Origin of the sequence: Prevotella sp. oral taxon 299 str. F0039, assembly GCF_000163055.2 — a bacterium.
Lineage (GTDB): Bacteria > Bacteroidota > Bacteroidia > Bacteroidales > Bacteroidaceae > Prevotella.
In genome coordinates this window covers 182,725-201,521 of sequence record NC_022124.1, presented here as the reverse complement: position 1 = coordinate 201,521, position 18,797 = coordinate 182,725, and the positions used below count along the sequence as shown (strand labels likewise).

The 18,797-nt window shown below is 36.6% G+C and carries 17 protein-coding genes; 1 reads left to right on the top strand and 16 read right to left on the bottom strand.

Going from position 1 to position 18,797, the window contains the following annotated elements:
• Window positions 1–14 precede the first annotated feature (14 nt).
• Complete coding sequence (locus HMPREF0669_RS00805) at window positions 15–1,157, bottom strand: transglycosylase SLT domain-containing protein (RefSeq protein WP_009229073.1); 1,143 nt, start codon at window positions 1,155–1,157, stop codon at window positions 15–17.
• Between the two features lie 123 nt (window positions 1,158–1,280).
• Between HMPREF0669_RS00805 and HMPREF0669_RS00800 the strand changes: the two genes are divergently transcribed.
• Window positions 1,281–2,315 carry an aminotransferase class I/II-fold pyridoxal phosphate-dependent enzyme gene (locus tag HMPREF0669_RS00800; RefSeq protein WP_009229072.1) on the top strand — a complete coding sequence of 345 codons (1,035 nt, stop codon included), beginning with the start codon at window positions 1,281–1,283 and terminating at the stop codon, window positions 2,313–2,315.
• Window positions 2,316–2,613: 298 nt separating this feature from the next.
• Here the strand turns inward: HMPREF0669_RS00800 and kwaB are convergent, their stop codons facing one another.
• The 15 genes from kwaB to dnaK form a co-directional block, all read right to left on the bottom strand.
• Window positions 2,614–3,564: an anti-phage protein KwaB gene (kwaB, locus tag HMPREF0669_RS00795; protein WP_020967892.1), complete on the bottom strand. Its 951-nt coding sequence runs from the start codon at window positions 3,562–3,564 to the stop codon at window positions 2,614–2,616.
• Window positions 3,557–4,144 (bottom strand): anti-phage protein KwaA, encoded by a 588-nt coding sequence (gene kwaA, locus HMPREF0669_RS00790; RefSeq protein WP_051148185.1) that lies wholly within the window; start codon window positions 4,142–4,144, stop codon window positions 3,557–3,559. The genes kwaB and kwaA overlap by 8 nt, the downstream gene beginning before the upstream one ends.
• Window positions 4,141–6,087, bottom strand: a complete 1,947-nt coding sequence (locus HMPREF0669_RS00785; RefSeq protein WP_009229069.1) for a DNA methyltransferase — start codon at window positions 6,085–6,087, stop codon at window positions 4,141–4,143. The genes kwaA and HMPREF0669_RS00785 overlap by 4 nt, the downstream gene beginning before the upstream one ends.
• 11 nt (window positions 6,088–6,098) lie before the next feature.
• On the bottom strand, window positions 6,099–8,975 hold the full coding sequence (locus HMPREF0669_RS00780) for a DEAD/DEAH box helicase family protein (RefSeq protein ID WP_009229068.1): 2,877 nt from the start codon (window positions 8,973–8,975) through the stop codon (window positions 6,099–6,101).
• Between the two features lie 11 nt (window positions 8,976–8,986).
• Window positions 8,987–9,883 carry a protein adenylyltransferase Fic gene (gene fic, locus HMPREF0669_RS00775; protein ID WP_020967891.1) on the bottom strand — a complete coding sequence of 299 codons (897 nt, stop codon included), beginning with the start codon at window positions 9,881–9,883 and terminating at the stop codon, window positions 8,987–8,989.
• Complete coding sequence (locus HMPREF0669_RS00770; RefSeq protein ID WP_004362600.1) at window positions 9,876–10,082, bottom strand: helix-turn-helix domain-containing protein; 207 nt, start codon at window positions 10,080–10,082, stop codon at window positions 9,876–9,878. Before HMPREF0669_RS00770 ends, fic begins: the two co-directional genes overlap by 8 nt.
• Before the next feature lie 100 nt (window positions 10,083–10,182).
• Window positions 10,183–10,845 carry a hypothetical protein gene (locus HMPREF0669_RS00765; RefSeq protein ID WP_009229066.1) on the bottom strand — a complete coding sequence of 221 codons (663 nt, stop codon included), beginning with the start codon at window positions 10,843–10,845 and terminating at the stop codon, window positions 10,183–10,185.
• A 2-nt stretch (window positions 10,846–10,847) separates the two neighbouring features.
• On the bottom strand, window positions 10,848–11,768 hold the full coding sequence (locus HMPREF0669_RS00760; protein ID WP_009229065.1) for a relaxase/mobilization nuclease domain-containing protein: 921 nt from the start codon (window positions 11,766–11,768) through the stop codon (window positions 10,848–10,850).
• Window positions 11,765–12,118, bottom strand: coding sequence for a plasmid mobilization relaxosome protein MobC (gene mobC, locus HMPREF0669_RS00755; RefSeq protein WP_044045507.1), 354 nt, complete (start codon window positions 12,116–12,118; stop codon window positions 11,765–11,767). Before mobC ends, HMPREF0669_RS00760 begins: the two co-directional genes overlap by 4 nt.
• A gap of 143 nt (window positions 12,119–12,261) precedes the next feature.
• Window positions 12,262–13,152 carry a toprim domain-containing protein gene (locus HMPREF0669_RS00750; RefSeq protein ID WP_009229063.1) on the bottom strand — a complete coding sequence of 297 codons (891 nt, stop codon included), beginning with the start codon at window positions 13,150–13,152 and terminating at the stop codon, window positions 12,262–12,264.
• A 218-nt stretch (window positions 13,153–13,370) separates the two neighbouring features.
• The gene (locus tag HMPREF0669_RS00745; protein ID WP_009229062.1) at window positions 13,371–14,585 is read right to left on the bottom strand and encodes a VapE domain-containing protein; all 1,215 of its coding nucleotides are present in this window, start codon (window positions 14,583–14,585) and stop codon (window positions 13,371–13,373) included.
• An 11-nt stretch (window positions 14,586–14,596) separates the two neighbouring features.
• Complete coding sequence (locus HMPREF0669_RS00740) at window positions 14,597–14,953, bottom strand: helix-turn-helix domain-containing protein (RefSeq protein ID WP_009229061.1); 357 nt, start codon at window positions 14,951–14,953, stop codon at window positions 14,597–14,599.
• Window positions 14,954–15,134: 181 nt separating this feature from the next.
• Window positions 15,135–15,860 (bottom strand): ion transporter, encoded by a 726-nt coding sequence (locus tag HMPREF0669_RS00735; RefSeq protein ID WP_009229060.1) that lies wholly within the window; start codon window positions 15,858–15,860, stop codon window positions 15,135–15,137.
• Between the two features lie 531 nt (window positions 15,861–16,391).
• Window positions 16,392–16,649 carry a hypothetical protein gene (locus HMPREF0669_RS10385; RefSeq protein ID WP_009229059.1) on the bottom strand — a complete coding sequence of 86 codons (258 nt, stop codon included), beginning with the start codon at window positions 16,647–16,649 and terminating at the stop codon, window positions 16,392–16,394.
• 74 nt (window positions 16,650–16,723) lie between these two features.
• On the bottom strand, window positions 16,724–18,622 hold the full coding sequence (dnaK, locus tag HMPREF0669_RS00725) for a molecular chaperone DnaK (protein WP_009229058.1): 1,899 nt from the start codon (window positions 18,620–18,622) through the stop codon (window positions 16,724–16,726).
• Window positions 18,623–18,797 lie beyond the last annotated feature (175 nt).

Below are 18,797 nucleotides of genomic sequence, written 5' to 3'. Positions count from 1 at the left end.
GTATGTAGTAAGTTCTATTTTATAGTAAAGCGATTCTTATGCTTTGAGCGTGTAGGAACACCGCTTCCCATTGTAGAAGCAGAAGAAGCACGAGCCACTCCACGATATTGTGCCCATCGATTATGTATTCTTTCAACATAATCAACAGTCTCAGAGCCTCGCATATAGCCATATTTCACAACAGGATCTCGATAATATTCAGGTTGTTGAAGCTTCAAAACAAACTCCGAAACATCAGCCCATCGATATGGATCTCTACCATTTTTCTTTGCAAGAGCCATCGCATCACGAATGTGGAAAGGTCCTCCATTATAGCCAGCAAGCGTAAACGACATTCTTTCTAATGGATTCTTCACATCATTAAAATGTGCTCCTAGCTCTGATAAGTACTTGGCTGCGGCTGCAATATTAAGCTCTGGGTTGAAAATATCTTCCATTTCAAGCCCAAGGTGTTTTGCCGTTTTAGGCATAATCTGCATCAATCCCGAAGCACCAGCCCACGATCTTGCATTCGGGTCGAATGTAGATTCTTGATAACATTGTGCTGCAAGCAATCTCCAATCAAGTCTTGCAACAGGTGCATAACGTTGAAAATAAGCGTCATAGTGCGATATTACTCCCCCAGCTCTATTCAACATAGGAGAATATACCTTACGAACTACGCCACGATTAGATAGCAACAAACGTTGTTCTTTTTGCAATTGAGCAATAAGCGTGGGCTTAAACCATTGTTTTAAGCTATCAGAAAGCTCTGTATTACCATCTTTTACAGCCCATTGTGTTTTCAAACTATCTACTGAAACACCACAAAATTGAACGTTTTTGATATTTTTTGGAAGTGAGAAAGCAATGATATCCCCCTCGTCTTCATTGAGTTTCTTCACCATTTCGAGCGTGTCTCTACATAATTCCACACGCAAAGAGACTCCTAAATGCTGTGCAAATTTTTCGCATAATAAATACTGTAGTCCCATACCTCGACTATGATAATCATAATAAGTATCAGGTCCTGAGAGGGTTAACATAATCAATTCACCACTCGAAAGAATGTCTCTCAAGCGAAACTGATTACCAACAGCGTCGTCATTCTGCGTTAAAGGTGTTCCCCAGGGGGTCATTTCCACTTTTGGTTGTTGCTTACAAGCTCCTAAAACCATGCAGAACAGCAATAAAAATAAATATTTAAACTGCATAACTAAGTCGTTACAAAAGTAGTATTTTTCTTGCACATATAAGCGAAAAGGGATATATTTGCATATATATTTTACGTAAAAAGAAGAATGAAAAGCATCAAGGAACTTGCCAGACCCAATGTGTTTGCGTTATTTAATGAAAAGAAAATCGACACAACACTACGTGATTTAGAAAATGATATCTTTCTAGATAAGAACGAAATACCCTACAATAACACTCTAAGTAGATATTCGTTCGAAAGCAATAGTCAGTTGAATGTCGCTTTAACAAAAACCTTTAGCATAGCATCTCAGCAACTTCTTGCCACCAATGGAAGTGTAGAAGCAATTGATTTGCTTTTTCGTTCGTTCTGTACTCCACAGCAAGACAATGTTATTTGCTTATCTCCCACTCGTTCATTTTATAGCACCTGCTCCTTAGTTAACGATGTTGAGCTAAAAGAAATGATCCTCGATGCTTCGTTTCAACTATCGCATAACGACATTCTTAAAGAGATAAACGATAACACTAAGATATGTTTCATCACTAGTCCGAATGCCATTTCAGGTGTATTCTTCGACATCAATGAGCTAAAAGAGTTACTAAACAACGCAAATTGTCTTGTGGTTGTAGATGAATCGTATGGATATTATAGCGAAGAAAACAGCTGTGTGCAACTCATCAACAATCACCCTAACCTCATAGTTGTCAACTCTATGAGTAGAACATGGGGCTATGCATCATTAAGAATAGGATGTGTTATAGCACAAGCCGATATCATTTCGCTTTTTAAAGTAGTACAACTACCCCACACCATCAGTCAAAATAATGCCTCAAAGGCCATTAGTGTACTTTCTGATAGATATGAAAAAGAAAGTTGGATGCGTATTTGGGTACCTGAACGCAACAGACTTATGCAAGCTTTTGCCTTGCTTAAAGATTGCGAAAGAGTATACACCACAGGGTCAAACTATTTCCTTGTGAAGTTTACTAATAGTCTTGAGGTTTACAGATACTTGCAAAGTAAGGGTATAAAGGTGAAATATGTCGACCTACCTCCAGCGTGCGAAGACTGCATAAGAATTTCTGTTGGAACTAAAACAGAGAATAGCAAACTACTTTCTACATTGCGACAATATTAAACTTTCATAGCAAAAGTAAACACACAAAAGATATGATTGGAACAAAACTTTTGCAATCTTTAGATAAAGCGAATAAGTTTTTATGATATATCCAAAGTTAATTAATACAAATAAAAATCCCAGCAACTTATCATGTTACTGGGATTTACTTATTTTTGATTAGCATTTATTAGCACTTTTACTTCACTTCCTCAAATATATCCTATACTGATAATCAATAAATTACATTCTTATGGTACAAAAATGTTTCCTCAATTTGAGTAGTATTGATTAGAAATCATCCTGGATGTTATCACCATTATGATATTGTATCTTCCTTAAGTACATCTTTTGCAATGCTATCATAGTAATTACGCGTTAGTTCAGAACTAAGGAAATCATCATTTAATAATTTAATGAAAGTCATCATTGATTTTTGAGTTGTAAGTATTATTTGGGAATCATCATCTGTATACTTGAATGTATTTTTCAAGCTTGGATAATTCTTTGTAAAAGAAATAATAGCATTATTAGAGACTTTTCCTAAAACAGGGGAATGTTCAGATATTTTAGAAAGTTTTCTTGCAAATGATGTATCTTTCAAAAGATTATTTAAACTTTCAGCATTCTGTACAATTCCATACTCATTAATCTTTTCTATTTCTTTTACAGCGGCTGATCTGATTACATCATAGATCTTAAACTTTCTTTCTAAAAATTTTAAATCTAATATATATAATTCTTCATTTATCTTAAACATTTCAAATCCAGGGACAATTCTCAGAAAATCATCATTAACCCTTGCAAACTCATTATCTGCTTTTCTTACGAATATTCCAGTGTTCTTTTTATAAATATTGATTGAAGCTAATTGCTTATATAATAATATTTGATTTGTTTCATCTCCAATTAGGAATAAAAAGAAATCGATATTACTTAGTTTATCGTCTACAAAAGAAAATGTTTTAATATCTATCATCGGATCTAACACTGTGTCAAAGAATTTAAGATCGTCTGGGAGGGAGGTATAATCAAAATGATATATTATATCTTTTCTTTCATCTGAACTAGACAAGCACATGATTGGGTATTCAGATTCAATTATACGTTTTTCTATATCATCAATAAAAACCTTCTTTATTTCTTTTTGAACCTCATCTATAAAGTTCGCTTTTCGAATTTCTCCATTTTTAAGCCCTAAAAAAATTTCAATACCAGCATTCTCATTAATAGATAGCTGCACTATCTCTTTTAATTCTTCTTTATTCATGCGCATTTAATTCTTTGCAATATATAACTTCATTAAATTCCAAATCGAATTTTTTAAATTTATCATTTTCTTTTAATTTAATCTTTGACAAAATTTTTAGATTTGATAATATTTTAGATTTATACTCAATATCTGCTTCATACAAATTAAAACCTAATATACATAGTGCTGGATTTGTATAATATAGATTCGTTCTGATAAAGATGACACCAAGCAGGATTAATAAGACAACTAACAAAATACACTCATTAGGTTTTCCTAAATCAAAACAAACCAATGGAATTATATAAGTCGTCAAGAATGTAAGGTACTCAAAATTCCCATTTTTTATTTTTTTTATAGTACAAGGCAAATCCTTTGATCCGCCTAAACTATGCAGAAAGCGCTTAACACAAAAATACTCAGCAATAAGACAAAAAAAACAAACCAATGTTGGTATATTCATTTTTATCAAGTTGTAACAGCCTATAAACTTAGCATCATCATCAAAACATATTGGAATTTTTATTGCTTTGATTAATAAAAATCCAAACAATAATCCCAATGACATAAAGTACAATTCTATTTTTGTTTTCATCATAATTGATATATTGTTTCGTCTCCACAAATATTTCTAATCTTGAGGCGGAGAGGTTTGTTGGCAGAGGTTATTGTACCATTCCAGAAAGTTTTGGTATCAACACCGTTCTTACGGACATAACCAAGGCGATCGATGAGGATTTCAGAGTCGCTGCGCCAAGGAGAAGAAGCATCGGCAGAAGTACAATCAAGGCTTAGGAACTCAATTGTTTCCAGACCTTCTTCACTCAATGTGATGGGCTGAAACGCTTTGCCACTCTTCAACGCTTGTTGCTGTCCTTTAAGATTGTATTCCTCTATCTTTTTATTCACACGGTCGCTAAAGAAGCAATTGATGCTTACTTGCCACACTTTGAAAGCCTCACCTTCTGGCTGGACTTCCTTCACATCAAACTCGGCATCGTCTTCTACAACAACGTTGTCGAGCACGTTTTTTAAGTCTCTTAGTTCAACTTCTATCAACGTGTCGTTCTGCTCTTTAATGAATTGCTTTATTTCCTTTATATCAGTGATATCAATATAATATACAATTACCTTTTTAGTTCCGTCAGGCAGGTCGGGCATTGCTTCTTTCAGAATACGATTCATCAGTGCCGTGTCTAACAAACAAGTACTACTATCCATTAAGTTTGGAAGATAAACAGGCAGCATACCATCTTTCGTGTCATGAATACTTCCTTCCCAAAACTTGTCGAGCGCATCCTCATTGCGAAGTCCGGGAATAAGGCCCTTTAGCTTGTCCATCGTCTGCACAGGGTTACGATAGAGCGAAACACCATCTTTTACCTCCATCACTTCAAACTCTGCCTCAGCCTTACATAATCGGTCGCGTGTAGTCTCAATGCTGTTAATGCCAATATCACAATGGATAAACTTACGTTCTAATCTATTTGCGACAGCTGCCGTAACGCCACTGCCACCAAAGAAGTCTGCCACAAGCATACCCTCATTACTGCTGGCTTTGATAATACGTTCTAATAGGGCTTCGGGTTTTTGGGTGGAGTAGTTTATATCTTCTGATGATCTGAAAACAGCTGGACAATCGCTCCAAACGTCATCAATCATAGCTCCTTCAAATCTATAAAGTTCATCATTTTCTTGAGGCTTCCGCCCATTTTGAGAGATAAAACGATTTACATACATTTCAAATTTCACTTTGTCTTTGCGGGGAAAGTTCTTATAGGTTATTGCTTCTCCATCTTCACTATATTTAATCCATCTATTGTATAAAGAATTTTCTTGTATACTCTTACGTTGAACATTGTAGATTACAATATCTCCTTTTGAATAAACATAAATGGTATCATGCTTTCGTGGGAAATAGGTTGGTATTGCTTTAATCCCACCAGGGTAATGCCACACAATCTCATTCCTAAACTTATCCTCTCCAAATATCTCGTCCATAAGAATTTTTACATAATGTCCTATGTGCCAATCCAAATGCACATAGATAGATGCGGTATCGCTCATAACAGCTTTGATTGCAACGAGATTTTCGTACATCCAATTCAGATAGCCTTCTTTGTCCCATACATCACCATACATTTTTTCTTCAAAGTTGCGCAGTTCTTCGCTATCAATCTCTGTCTCATCTTGTTTAATAATTTCTGCCACCTTGGGATTACGACGTATGTAAATCTTTTTGGCATAATCGGCACCACTGGCAAAAGGAGGGTCAATATAAACAAGATCTACTTTCACCCCTCTCTCTTTAAGATAAGCACAAGCAGAAAGACACTCGCCGCGAAGTACGAGGTTATGATTAGGATTCTTGCCCACCACTTCTTGACTTTCTACTTCGTAGAGTGGCATACCACGCTGAATACGTTCAAAAACTTTACCGTTATCACAATAGCGAAGGATGCGCTGCGTGCGCACAAAGTTATCGAGTATAGCTTGTCCTTCAAGGACATTGGGATCGTAAGAAATATATTTGATTGCCATAATGAATTCTTTTATTTGAAAAATTGTTTGATTGTTGTAATAGTCTTTTTATCTCGCTCGACTGGTGTCATCGTGTCTTCGATATACAAGAAACTGAATCGATTGTAACCGAAACGCTCGTTATTGAGTTTCACAAATTCTTCTTCCATAAACTGCCTACGTTCGGCAAACTTGCCAGCAAAGCCTTCGCCTTTGGTCTCAATGATAAGTATTTGTTTGATTGCCCCCTGTTCATCTCTGCTAATCACTAAGAAGTCGGGCGTGTAATTGCCGAGCAGACTCCAGTTCTTACCAGACTTCTTATAGCAACGTATTTTGAAATCGGTCAGGTTATCATCGCCATTGAAATAAAACTCGAGTTGCTTATCACGTATGATAGCTTGGAGAGAATCTGAAAAATAACTAATTTCAAAACTGCTGTCGAACTTATAAGGTAGATAATGGTAGGTCTTGTCATTAATGTTGCTATCCGTTGGCTCGTAACTATCGGGACTGTCCAATAATGCTTGTATGGTTTGCTCCTGATTGCCTAACGCCTTAAGCGTATCAATGGTTGTTTGTATTTCTGCCTTTAAGTGCTTCTTGCCTTTATCTGCATCAACGATTTTCAACACCTGCTCTTGGTTTGGGAAATATTTAGAAGTATCATTAACCTCTATTGTTGATTGGAAGTTCTTAATCTGAAGAAGTTCAGTCGTCTCTGGTATCACTTCCTCTTTCACTTCGATGGAACGATGAGGGATAAAAGCTTTGCGTACATTGGCACGTACCTGCATTTGGTTGTATTCTCCTTTAAGAATGCGTATACCATCATGAAACTCTGTGATGGTATCAAAGATAGCTTGTAGCCCCGTGGTGTACGTCTTCAATTGAGTGATATGCAAAGTGCGGAAGCTCTCTTTACAAATAAGATGTAGCCAACTATTAAATGTAATAGCCTTGCCACTTTCATCATCCTGCAACAGCTCTGTAGATTTATCTTCTATCTCTCCTTTTAGATTCTGTTGTTGGATTAGTTGTAAGCCACTGATAGAATAAAAATCATCTCTTTGCAGTTCTTTTGCAGTGTTCAGCTTATCTTCTAATACTAATGTCAGGTAAGACACCTTCAGTTGGAAGAAGTCAATTGGAGGCACACGCAATTTTTCCATTCGAGAGAAACGCTGTAAGGTGTACTGTTTGGTATTTCCACCCTTATTCAGTTCCTCAATAGACGTGTTTTGTTGCTTGTCTAATTCCCTATTAAGCATCTTAGCGTTATCCTCATTAAGCCAAATCAAAGCTGCTTCCTTATTATTCTTTACAACCTGACGTAAGCAACGACAAGAAGTCTGCAAAACCATATTCTGTGGGCATGCACCTTTTTGTGGTAAGATAACACTGGTTAGGCTCTTACAGTCCCAACCCTCTTTACCTATTTGCGCTAACAACACTATCTTTACCTTTGAGAGATTCGTGTCTAATGAAGCAAACTCAACAGCAGCACTCTCAGGTACGGAATACTCTTTATTTCCACCATGATATTTAAGAATAGCATCAGCAGGATTCAAACCGAACTTACTGATAAGCTCAGCAACGATGGGATAGATATTCTCCTCCAAATTGTCTATACGTCCACAATAGATGGCCATTTTTGCACATGTACCATTAGAATAAACTAAATTACCATAGGTATCAAGAAACTCTGTCACGCCTTTGCGAATAATAGTTTCATAACCACCATCTGCCACTTTTATTGTTGGAGACTTCAAGAAATTACCCACACCTTCTATCAGCGGATAATAATAAACAACATTTGAAAGGTTCTTGTTTTTCAATGACAAGTCTAATCCCACCTTCACCGACTCGGCTGTAGAAAGATAAGGAGTACCCGAGAAACCTAAAACAGAATTAAAGGTTTCTGTTTTAGTCCATTTATTAACAACCTGACGCAGCTTTATGTCTCCGTCTGAAGCATGGTGCACCTCATCAATGAAAATAGAAAGATGGGGAATTTTTCCTAAAATAGAACGAAGTTCATTAGATATATCAAATTCTTTCTTTTCCTTATCACTAAGCAATGATGGGCTTTTATCTTTATCTAATTTGTCAAGAATTACTTTCTCAGCATTGGTCACAGCCACTAGACCACGAATATCATTTGACGTCAAATGGCTATTTATCTTTTGTGCATTGGGGTTCTTAACAAGATTGCTTTTTTGTGCGGTTTTCTGTGCATCAAGTATTTCAAACTGAATTTCATTCTTTATTTGAGATGCCGTAGGGTTTGGAAGAATCCACGTAGGATCAAAGTCTTGTATATTCTTTATACTTGGAATAATAGAAGACTTCAAACCTGATGGAGCCAAGATCATAAAGTTATGCGCAAAGGATGGGTTATCTGGTTCATTTAATGAAAAATATAAATCAAGATAGATAAACGCAGCCATCAAATACGTCTTACCTGCTCCCATTGGTAAACTAAAAATATAGTCAGGATAGGCTACATCGTAAAATAACTTCTTAAAGACTGCTACATAATCAATTGTATTGGGATTCTCTTCAATGTATTTCTTTAATGCTGGTGCTGCAGCATTCCCTTTCTCATCACTGAGACAAGCATATTCATAAAGTGAAGCTGCGGCTTTATCCGTTTCCAAAACAAGCCTTGCCTTAGCGGTAAGACTCATATTATCAAGATTGAGGGACAAGAAGTCGCCCTCCGTAAAAAGCCTCCACAAAGGTTTATTGCCACATTCCATCTTCAAGAACAAGTAAGTCTTTATAGCCTCTATTTGTGCATCACGCATCATTCCTTTACCTTCAATGTATGAAACCAAAGACTTGACAGGGCAATCTATACGACTTAACCATTCATTTCTTTTTCGTTGTATAATGCTATAGAACATTGTTTTAACTTTTAATCATTCTGCTCGTAATAGTATGAATAATCAATACCTTTCATAAACATTTCTCTGTCATCAATCTTTGTAGTGAGTGCTGGCTTTACCAAAGTCTTGATGAACGTGCTATCTGCTACACTTTCACGCATTACAGACAAATATTCGTTTTTGTCTATTTGGCTCCAATCCACACATCGTTTGAGAGAACGTTTCAGCATGAGGTCGAGCCAAATGCGAGTGCTGCGACCATTACCCTCCATAAAAGGATGGGCTACGTTCATCTCTACATACTTATCCATAATCTCATTAAAGGTTGTTTCGGGCATTCGTTCTATTGTTTGCAGAGTTTCAGGGAAGTGCATACAATTAGCAAAGGTAAAACCTCCTTTGGATATATTCTTCGTGCGGATTTGTCCTGCAAAGTCATACAGTCCTCCAAAGAGATAAGCGTGTATTTGTTGTAAACATTTGATTGTACCTGGGTCTACAGTCTTTAGGATACCACTTTCAAAAAGCTGATAAGCTTTTTTCTTACTCTGCCCATCAATGGTGTTGTCGCTGTAGGTAAACCAATCGAGAAAGTCATTAGCACGATTGTTGGGGTAGTTCTTTGCCAACAATATAACATTCTCACTATTAAGAACATCTGCCACGCGTAACTTCCCATCAGGAGCTTCAAACTTGAAGCCGTGAGTAGCACTCACGAGTTCAATGCCTTCTTGTTTTAACTTACGTTTTAACCAACGCCAATAGTTACCAGCTTTGGTATAGTCGGGCTCATCGTTAATGGCACGCACAATGTCTGTTGCAGAAAACCACCAACAGTTTTGTGCGTCGTCCCACACCGCCCTAACTTCATGGTCGTTGAAAAAACGAATAGATGTTTTATGCTCTACCATAATAAAGTTACTCATCTGGGGTGTTAATCAATTCCTTTGGATTAACCTGCAAGATCTCTGCTATCTGAAATAGCAATTCTAGGCTTGGCTGTCGACGATTGCAAACGTATGAGTTGACAATAGTGAAACTCTTACCGAGTTTCTCTGCAAGCCATGTTTGCTTAATCCCTTTCTCGATAAGCACCTCTTTAATTCTATTAGTTGGACTTTCCATAAATATTATATGATTATTTGCAAATATAGTAAATTTTCTTGTATAAAAGACTTATTAAGAGGGGAAATTTCCCCTCTTATTAAAGTTTATGTGTTCAACACTATTTGCTTTTCTTATTTTGCAGGTTATTCTGCATCAAACTATCTGCCTTTTGCTTCAATTCCATGTCGTAATCATCGGCTTTTTCCTTGATTAGTTTGATAATCTTTTCATTGCGATGAATGTCAAATACATCATTGAGCCATAGGATTTCCTTTGGACTGCAACCTCTCCAAACTCTGATGATACGAAATTTCAAGGCATCATCCTTGTATTGCTGTTTACTTTGCCACAAGAAGTAGTTACCGACCAAAGAAATAAAACAGATGATAGACACAGCCACCACAGTAGTAAAGACTCTTGACGATTTGATATCAAAGCTGTGCCTGTGAATATGTTCCTGCGGTATTGGATGTTCTTTCTTCTCCTGCCATTCGTGCAACATGGTCAAGACACTTGCCACCAATTTGTCCATGGATTTGGCTTCCTCGTCCTTGATGCGTACTTGTACTCCAATATACTTGTTAATTACGTCTTTCGTTCGCTGTTCATACTGATTGAGCAATTCCTGATCTTTCTGCTCATCACTTTGTGCTGGTGTAGATTGAATAGGGAGGGAAACAGAACCATTCTCCTTTTCTTTCAACTCCTTTAGTTCCCTATAAATTGTCTCCAGTTTGTTTTTGATTTCCTCAAAGAGGACAAATGTATTATTATCAGCCATAGTTATAAATGTATTTTACGTTTTTTCTTTTTCTTCTTTTTATCGAGTGTGTTGTAAACCTCCGCAGGGACAGTACCATGAGTTTGAAACAAATCCAATCCTCCTTCGATGAGGTCGTTGGTAATTTCGCCCGTAACACTTGCAACATTAGATATGAGGTTTATCATTCCTTGTGTTTGCTGTTCGTTTTCCCTGTTATTCTGTTGCAGGGCAAAGTCTATCTTGGAATAACTGAACCCCCTATCCACTTTAGAGCCATTGAAATGATAACCGTTCTTTTCAAAGATGATACCCTGCACTTCTTGTGAGTTGTCTTTGTACTTGAAATGGACATCAATATCTTGCTTTTTCAAGTGAGCAAGCAAAGCTTTCCAATCCCTGCACCGAGCTATTTCTGTTTTCAACGCCTGATAGATTTCATACTTGGTTTTATCGGGTTCTTTCAAGCGGTGTTCCTTGACATTCTCCTTACCATCGGAAAAATACAATCCGTGTTTGGCGGTTAGTTCCTTGCAAATCTTCTCACTTCTGAATCTGTCGTTACGGTCAGAAATAGTCTTGCCATTATTGTCTATCCGATTAAAAGCGATATGAACATGTGGGTGCTCCTTATCGAAATGGCGCCCGATGATATACTGCGTATCTTTTATTCCCATCTTATCCAAGTACTCACGGGCTACTTTCACCATCCACTCATTGCTGAGTCTTGGGGAGTCTTGTGCAGAGAAACTTAGGGAGATATGCCCCACAACCTTACCCACTCGTGGATTCAGTTCCGTTTGGTCAATGAAACTTTGGGCAATATGACTAATACTGTCTGTTCTCACACCCGAACTATCTATGAGTTCCGTTCCTTTCTTTGGGTCAAGGATGTAATTAATAACCCCCTTGAAGCCCGAACCTTTCATAATTTTGGCTATCATCTTCGTATCAGATTTAATATTTCATCTATCTTGCCAATAATGGTTTTATGGAAAGGAGCAACTGAATGAAACCCTTCCGTATTGGCACGATGTGCCAACTGATTGAGATTATTTGCCATGCCACACAGCTTACGGATGAAGTCTGCTTGCTCTATGTTCAGTCGTTCAATGACGCACCCTTTTGCAAGAACTTTCCTTACAAACTCACTCATGGTTACTCCTGCGCTTTTTGCTTTGCCTTTGAGCGTATAGTAATCCTGCGTATTCAGTTTCACCGTGATACGGTATTTCTTCTTTTCGGCTACGCCCTTGGTTGGACGACCACCTTTTTTATATTCTGTTTTTATCATACTTGTTTCTTTAATTTGATTTGATGGAGACCAGCGGGATGATCCTCTGCAACGACTGTCAGGAGGTGGAGCAAGTGGTTTTGGTATGCCCAAAACATAAACTTGCTCCCCGAAAAACAGATTATGCAAAGCAAATCCTACAATCATAGCTTAATCCCTTTGATTTTCTTATTTTTTGCTTTCTCTGAATGCTTGAATTCAACACATAAATACTCATTTAGGTCTTTATAATTCTGGAAGACGGAAGAGCAGTCTTGAACATCAAAACCGTCTCTTTTGAGTTGTTCTAAAGTTCGCTTTCCTCCTTCATCATTATCTAAATATGAACAGATGAGCTTGTGCTTTGAAAGGAAAAATCTTGACTTTTTGATATTATTAATCGAGTTAAGTATCAGTGCAGCTTTCTTCTCTTCATCTGGACTCATCGTAAGCAGACTAAGATAATCAATAAAACCTTCAAACAGATTGATTTGTTCTGAAGGACTGGGAACATACGACACATCGGAAGGAGGCAAACACCCTTTGAAATATGGATTGCGCAACGCATACCCATAAGAATTGTTTGGAAAACCTATTGCGTAAAAACTTCTATCACCAATTCTATAATGGATCTCCTTACAATATCTTTTCGCAATGTTCAGATTGATTCCTCTATGTGTGAAATATTCTATGAGATTCTGATGACATAAGTTGGTAGAGCCGATAACCTCTATACGTGATTGGCTTGGAGAGTTTGTTTTGCTATTAGCTATGGATAATTTCGGCAGGATATTTTGTTTGCCATTAAACAACTCTATAGCTTGTATTAAACTGCAATTATGTAATCTCATAATTAAATCTATAAGACTCCCACCTTCATCAAGAGCAAAGTCATACCATAGATTTTGGTTATAATCAACTTTGAAACTTGGAGTATGTTCATTACGGAATGGACTTTTATACATTCCGTAATAGCCATAATTCTTTATAGGGTATATAGACATACTACCTAAGTAATCTTTAATTGATATTGCTTTAATTTCATATATTGTCATACTTGTAACTTTTAAGTTTAATACTTACTACAATGTGATATTCTTGTAAGTCATTGACAATGAAAGAAAAATATGTAGTACTAACTATCTTTGTAGTAATCATTGCACATGTATATGGTAGGTTGGTAGTAATGAGGTAGTAATACCTTATATCATTATTTACTACGGTCTAACCTTTTTTCTTTCAATGCCTTATCCCTCTTTGTAGTAAAGTAGTATTAATAATTAGTATTGTAACTTTGAATAAAAGGATTGGGAACAATCTTGCGTATATGATAGACATACATTGGATTGCCACCTATCCTTTTGGATTTCCGCAAGAAACCAGCCTTTTTCAATGCTTCTCCCATTCTCCTTTCACTTAGGTTAAGCGTTGTATATCCACGCAAATAGTTTAGGATTTCAGAAGTGGTCATGTAACTTTCTTCGGTTACTGCTGGCTTTTCCATGCCTTTAAGAAGCATTTCATACTCAACAGTCTGCACTTGAAACCCTTCGCTCTCTTGATGCAGTTCGGCTATTTCCTCTTCATTGAACCAATAATGATAGTCAACTCTCCACAATTCAACTGCCTCGGAGTACACCTTGTTGATATTAATCTCTTTAGCTGCGTCAATATCAATATGTTCAACTTCAAAAGGTAGAAAGCGACGACTGCCTGTCGGATCTGTTAGAAAATCATTACCATTAACAGATGCCATAAAGCTTGCTAAGTGAGGATACTCTTCGATGTAAGTGTCGTATGGTCTACGATATTTTACTCTTGGTGTCGTTATCAGATTCTTCAATTCATTTTCATCTCTCTTATTGAGTGCCTTTAGCTGGTCGTCAATATTGATAAAAAGGTATTCCGCAATCAGTGTTTGTACATCTTTTCCTTGTGGGTCAATCTTTCCTGTGAAAAGATAATTCTTTAGTTCTTCTGGACAGAGTAAATCAAGGAAAGTTGTTTTGAATTTTCCTTGTTCACCTGTAAGAACTAAACATGTATGATTACGACACTGTAAATCATCCATAGCATTTGCAACAACCGCAACCAGCCATTTCACAAAATAGTGCTTCCACTTCTCAGGATTCTTCACTGTAACACAATTTGCCAACCTTATGATTTCAGATTCATCTTCACCTTTAGGTTTTGGCAGGTTCTGCAAAAACTCACGAATTGGGTTAACTTTATTGCAAAAGTCGCTCTCCAATATTGCACGAATATTGTCAGAGGGAGTATATATCTCCAAAGTCCCATCTACCAGCCGACGCATAGAATTAATATCATATTTAGTAAGAGGACGGAATGAAGAATTAGAATCTTGTTCTCTAAACTCTGTTCTACTTTTAACTGTATTAAAACGAAAAGCATAATGCTCTTTCAAGAATTGCTCTATGCGTTCATTCTTAGATTGCTTGGCTCGCCCTTCAGCTCTTCCCTTTTCCATAATACATATATTTATAAAAGGGAAGAATCAGAATGTTTATCAGAGATAAAAGCTTTTGCCTCCTCGTTGATTTCGGCAACAGTCTTTTTCTTACCTCCTTCAATCCATGCCAGCAATTCATCTTCAAAAAAGTAGAGATGCTTACCATTCTTATAGCAAGGTAGTAAGCGTTTACGTACTAAGGTGTAAACCGTGGGTTTGGCTTTCCCTATAAGTTTACACGCATCATCTATTCCAATAGGAATACGTTTGGGAGGGACAATAGGTTTTTGTCCTTTACATACTAAATTCTTGATTTCAGCAATTTCGCTGACTAAGTGAGCAACTGCCTTTGGCAAGTTCTCAAAAGTGATTTCATTTTGTACCATAATACTCGTTATTGATTTTTACGGTGCAAATGAAAAAAGTGTTTCCTCTGTGTCCTAAGACACTGAAGAAACACTATAAGAGCACAATACTTTTACGTGCAATATTTGTTGATGGAAAGACGTTGTATCTCTTTTTTTATAATAAGATGTTGTATTATTAATTCTACTTTAAGATATTGTATCATTTCTTTCTCAGCTCATCAAGATAACGAGCAGTAATTACACCAGAGGGTAATGCTATAATAGCTATGCCAAACAATGAGGATAGCATACTTACAAGTCGACCAATATCTGTAACGGGGCACATATCTCCATAGCCAACTGTTGTGAGTGTTACTGTAGCCCAATATAATGCATCGAAAAAGGAATGGAAAGTCTGTTGTCCTGTATATGGATTTACATGTGGTTCTACATTAAATAATATGAGTGCGGTTACAAAAATATAGAGTAGAGCCAAAATTAAAACAGAAGATAGGACTTGGCGTTCTTTGTAAAGTATGGACATAAATAATCGTACCTTACTTGATATTCCAAAGATCTTCAAGACTCTTGTTAATCTCAACAAGCGTACAAAGCGAAAGAGTTTAAATGCTGGATTAAGTAATGTAATGGCAGGTAAGATAGATAGTAAATCGATTATTGCCATTGGAGAGAAAGGATAAGTAACAAATGCTATCTTATGGTTGTTTTTTCTTATATCTGCAGTGCCCCATCTTAATAGGTAATCAACGATAAAAACAATAGTTGAAGCCATTTCTGTAAACCAAAAAAGCTTATGTGTTTCCATAAACATAAGGGGGATAAGGCTTACAAGAATAGCCAGAATCATAAACCAGTCATAGACTGTGTTTATCCAGTTTGAATGAGATTTCCTGTCAATAATATTTGCTATCTTTTGTCTATTCATATTTTTTGATAGTTTCTTTTGAATCAACAATGTTAGATAAAGGTCACTTTTGGTACACGTTTAAAGCTGTGACAGAACTATAAACCCATTACTCTGGTTAGTATTCGTACTTTGAGAACTAGCATAGTGTATTTTCAAACTCTAATTTGGTTATAATCTTCAGATCATAAAAACACATGTTTGTATTAGATGGATGTTAACCAAGACACGCCCAAATAGCCGGGTTGGTTATAATATTTGCAAGTATGTTTGAGGCAACGTCCTTTCCAAAAGATTTTATTTTGTCAATAAGCTCAGGCTTAGCTTTCTCCAAATCTCCTTCTTTCTCTATAATCTGCTTTAGTGCTTTTAGTTGGCTAACGGATAATTCATCTTCAAGGGATTTTATGAGAATTTCAATTCCCTGTTGTTGAGATTGGCTTTGAGTATTAGTATTGCTAATATTGTTGCTTATGTTTATATTACTCCCCCGATTGGTTGTTTTCTTACTTTCTATTATCTGTGGATATTTCTTAAATGCTTCAAGTATAGCTAGTAACTTCTGTTGTTGATTAGGTGCAAGTTTTTTTCGTCACAAGTTTTATTAAATTCATCTATATGCTTATCTCCTATGAAATTTATTTCTAAGAATCTTTTAGCATTTTCTTTCCATTTAATATATTCTTCTTCTATATAAGTGTCATAAACGTAATATGTAAAAAAATCTCCTTCACGTATTATCAATTTGGGTATTCTTTCTTTTTGCTCTTGAATTAGAGCGTCTAATTCATTCTTTACTGTTTCTTCCATAACATTCGACTTATTGAAACAAAAAAAATCGCAGTAACCCTTTGTGAGATTACTGCGATTTTTCTAATTTATTTTTACTTCACTTCCTCGAAATCAGCATCTTGAATATCGTCTGCAGAGTTGCTGTTAGCTTGTTGTTGAGCACCTGCATTAGGATCAGCTTGTGCGCCTGCACCTTGATACATTTGTGCGCTTGCAGCTTGCATAACGTTATTTAGGTTACTAATTGCAGAATCGATAGCAGCGATGTCGGCAGCTTTGTGGGCATCCTTCAATTGTTGTAGAGCTGCTTCGATACCAGGTTTTTGATCTGCTGGCAACTTATCACCATTTTCTTTCAAGAAGTTTTCAGTGCTGAAAATCATTGAATCAGCTTGGTTCATCTTGTCAACACGCTCACGTTCTTTCTTATCATTCTCAGCATTTTGTTCAGCTTCAGCTTTCATTCTCTTGATTTCTTCTTCGCTCAAACCGCTTGATGCCTCAATACGAATTGCTTGTTCTTTTCCTGTTGCCTTATCTTTTGCTGACACATTAAGGATACCATTAGCATCAATATCAAATGTAACCTCAATCTGTGGCACGCCTCTTTGAGCTGGTGCAATGCCATCTAAGTTAAACTGACCAATGCTTTTATTTTGAGAAGCCATAGGTCTTTCACCTTGAAGGACGTGTATGGTAACTGCTGTTTGATTATCTACTGCAGTAGAGAATGTTTCGCTTTTCTTTGCAGGAATTGTGGTATTAGCTTCGATTAGCTTTGTCATTACACCACCCATGGTTTCAATTCCGAGTGTAAGAGGTGTTACATCGAGCAATACAATATCGTTTACACCTTCTTCTTTATTAAGAATTGCACCTTGGATAGATGCTCCTAAAGCCACCACTTCATCAGGATTTACGCCCTTAGAAGGCTCTTTACCGAAGTAATTCTTTACCAATTCTTGTACAGCAGGAATACGACTTGAACCTCCAACAAGGATAACTTCGTCGATATCTGATGTAGATAGTTTAGCATCACGCATAGCATTTTGACATGGAACTAAACAAGCTTGAATAAGTTCGTGAGCCAATTGCTCAAATTGTGAGCGAGTTAAGGTTTTAACCAAGTGCTTAGGAACACCACCATCGGCTGTGATATAAGGCAAGTTTATTTCAGTTGAATTAGAACTTGACAATTCTATCTTAGCCTTTTCTGCAGCTTCTTTCAAACGTTGCATAGCCATTGGATCTTTAGTAAGATCAATTCCTTCGTCTGATTTAAATCCATTTGCTAACCAATCGATAATTACCTGATCGAAATCGTCACCACCAAGATGGGTATCACCATTTGTAGAAAGCACTTCGAAAACACCACCACCAAACTCTAATATTGATATATCGAAAGTACCACCACCAAGGTCGAATACTGCGATCTTCATATCTTTGTTAGACTTATCTACACCATATGCAAGAGCAGCTGCTGTTGGTTCGTTCACAATACGTTGTACATTAAGACCTGCAATCTGCCCTGCTTCCTTTGTTGCTTGACGTTGTGAGTCTGAGAAGTATGCAGGAACTGTAATAACAGCATCAGTAACCTCTTGTCCAAGATAATCTTCTGCAGTCTTTTTCATCTTTTGAAGAATCATTGCAGATATTTCTTGTGGAGTATATTTGCGTCCTTCAATGTCTACTCGTGGATATCCTCCCTCGTCAACAACATTGTAAGGAACACGATCAACCTCTTTATTGCTTTGTGAAAAGGTTTCTCCCATAAAACGTTTAATACTATAGACAGTATTTATAGGGTTGGTTATTGCCTGACGTTTTGCAGGATCTCCAACTTTAATTTCTCCGTCTTTAGTGAAACCTACTACTGAAGGTGTTGTTCTTTTACCTTCGCTATTAGCAATAACCACTGGTTCATTACCTTCAAAAACAGCAACACAAGAGTTTGTTGTTCCTAAGTCTATTCCAATAATTTTTCCCATATTCTTATTTGTTTTATTATTATTCTTAATTTATTAAATGTAGTATTTCTCATGTCTCATTGCCTGTCCGTTCATTGAAAGTATTTCAACAATCTTCGGAGAGCAATTCTTATGAGGTACATTTCAAATCGATTGAATGCTAAATCATATCGTTTTATCAACGTACACCACACTA

Coding starts and splice junctions, on each gene's coding strand:
- HMPREF0669_RS00805 (WP_009229073.1), bottom strand. CDS start 1,157: ATGGTTTTAGGAGCTTGTAAGCAACAACCAAAAGTGGAAATGACCCCC.
- HMPREF0669_RS00800 (WP_009229072.1), top strand. CDS start 1,281: ATGAAAAGCATCAAGGAACTTGCCAGACCCAATGTGTTTGCGTTATTT.
- kwaB (WP_020967892.1), bottom strand. CDS start 3,564: ATGAATAAAGAAGAATTAAAAGAGATAGTGCAGCTATCTATTAATGAG.
- kwaA (WP_051148185.1), bottom strand. CDS start 4,144: ATGATGAAAACAAAAATAGAATTGTACTTTATGTCATTGGGATTATTG.
- HMPREF0669_RS00785 (WP_009229069.1), bottom strand. CDS start 6,087: ATGGCAATCAAATATATTTCTTACGATCCCAATGTCCTTGAAGGACAA.
- HMPREF0669_RS00780 (WP_009229068.1), bottom strand. CDS start 8,975: ATGTTCTATAGCATTATACAACGAAAAAGAAATGAATGGTTAAGTCGT.
- fic (WP_020967891.1), bottom strand. CDS start 9,883: ATGAGTAACTTTATTATGGTAGAGCATAAAACATCTATTCGTTTTTTC.
- HMPREF0669_RS00770 (WP_004362600.1), bottom strand. CDS start 10,082: ATGGAAAGTCCAACTAATAGAATTAAAGAGGTGCTTATCGAGAAAGGG.
- HMPREF0669_RS00765 (WP_009229066.1), bottom strand. CDS start 10,845: ATGGCTGATAATAATACATTTGTCCTCTTTGAGGAAATCAAAAACAAA.
- HMPREF0669_RS00760 (WP_009229065.1), bottom strand. CDS start 11,768: ATGATAGCCAAAATTATGAAAGGTTCGGGCTTCAAGGGGGTTATTAAT.
- mobC (WP_044045507.1), bottom strand. CDS start 12,118: ATGATAAAAACAGAATATAAAAAAGGTGGTCGTCCAACCAAGGGCGTA.
- HMPREF0669_RS00750 (WP_009229063.1), bottom strand. CDS start 13,152: ATGACAATATATGAAATTAAAGCAATATCAATTAAAGATTACTTAGGT.
- HMPREF0669_RS00745 (WP_009229062.1), bottom strand. CDS start 14,585: ATGGAAAAGGGAAGAGCTGAAGGGCGAGCCAAGCAATCTAAGAATGAA.
- HMPREF0669_RS00740 (WP_009229061.1), bottom strand. CDS start 14,953: ATGGTACAAAATGAAATCACTTTTGAGAACTTGCCAAAGGCAGTTGCT.
- HMPREF0669_RS00735 (WP_009229060.1), bottom strand. CDS start 15,860: ATGAATAGACAAAAGATAGCAAATATTATTGACAGGAAATCTCATTCA.
- HMPREF0669_RS10385 (WP_009229059.1), bottom strand. CDS start 16,649: ATGGAAGAAACAGTAAAGAATGAATTAGACGCTCTAATTCAAGAGCAA.
- dnaK (WP_009229058.1), bottom strand. CDS start 18,622: ATGGGAAAAATTATTGGAATAGACTTAGGAACAACAAACTCTTGTGTT.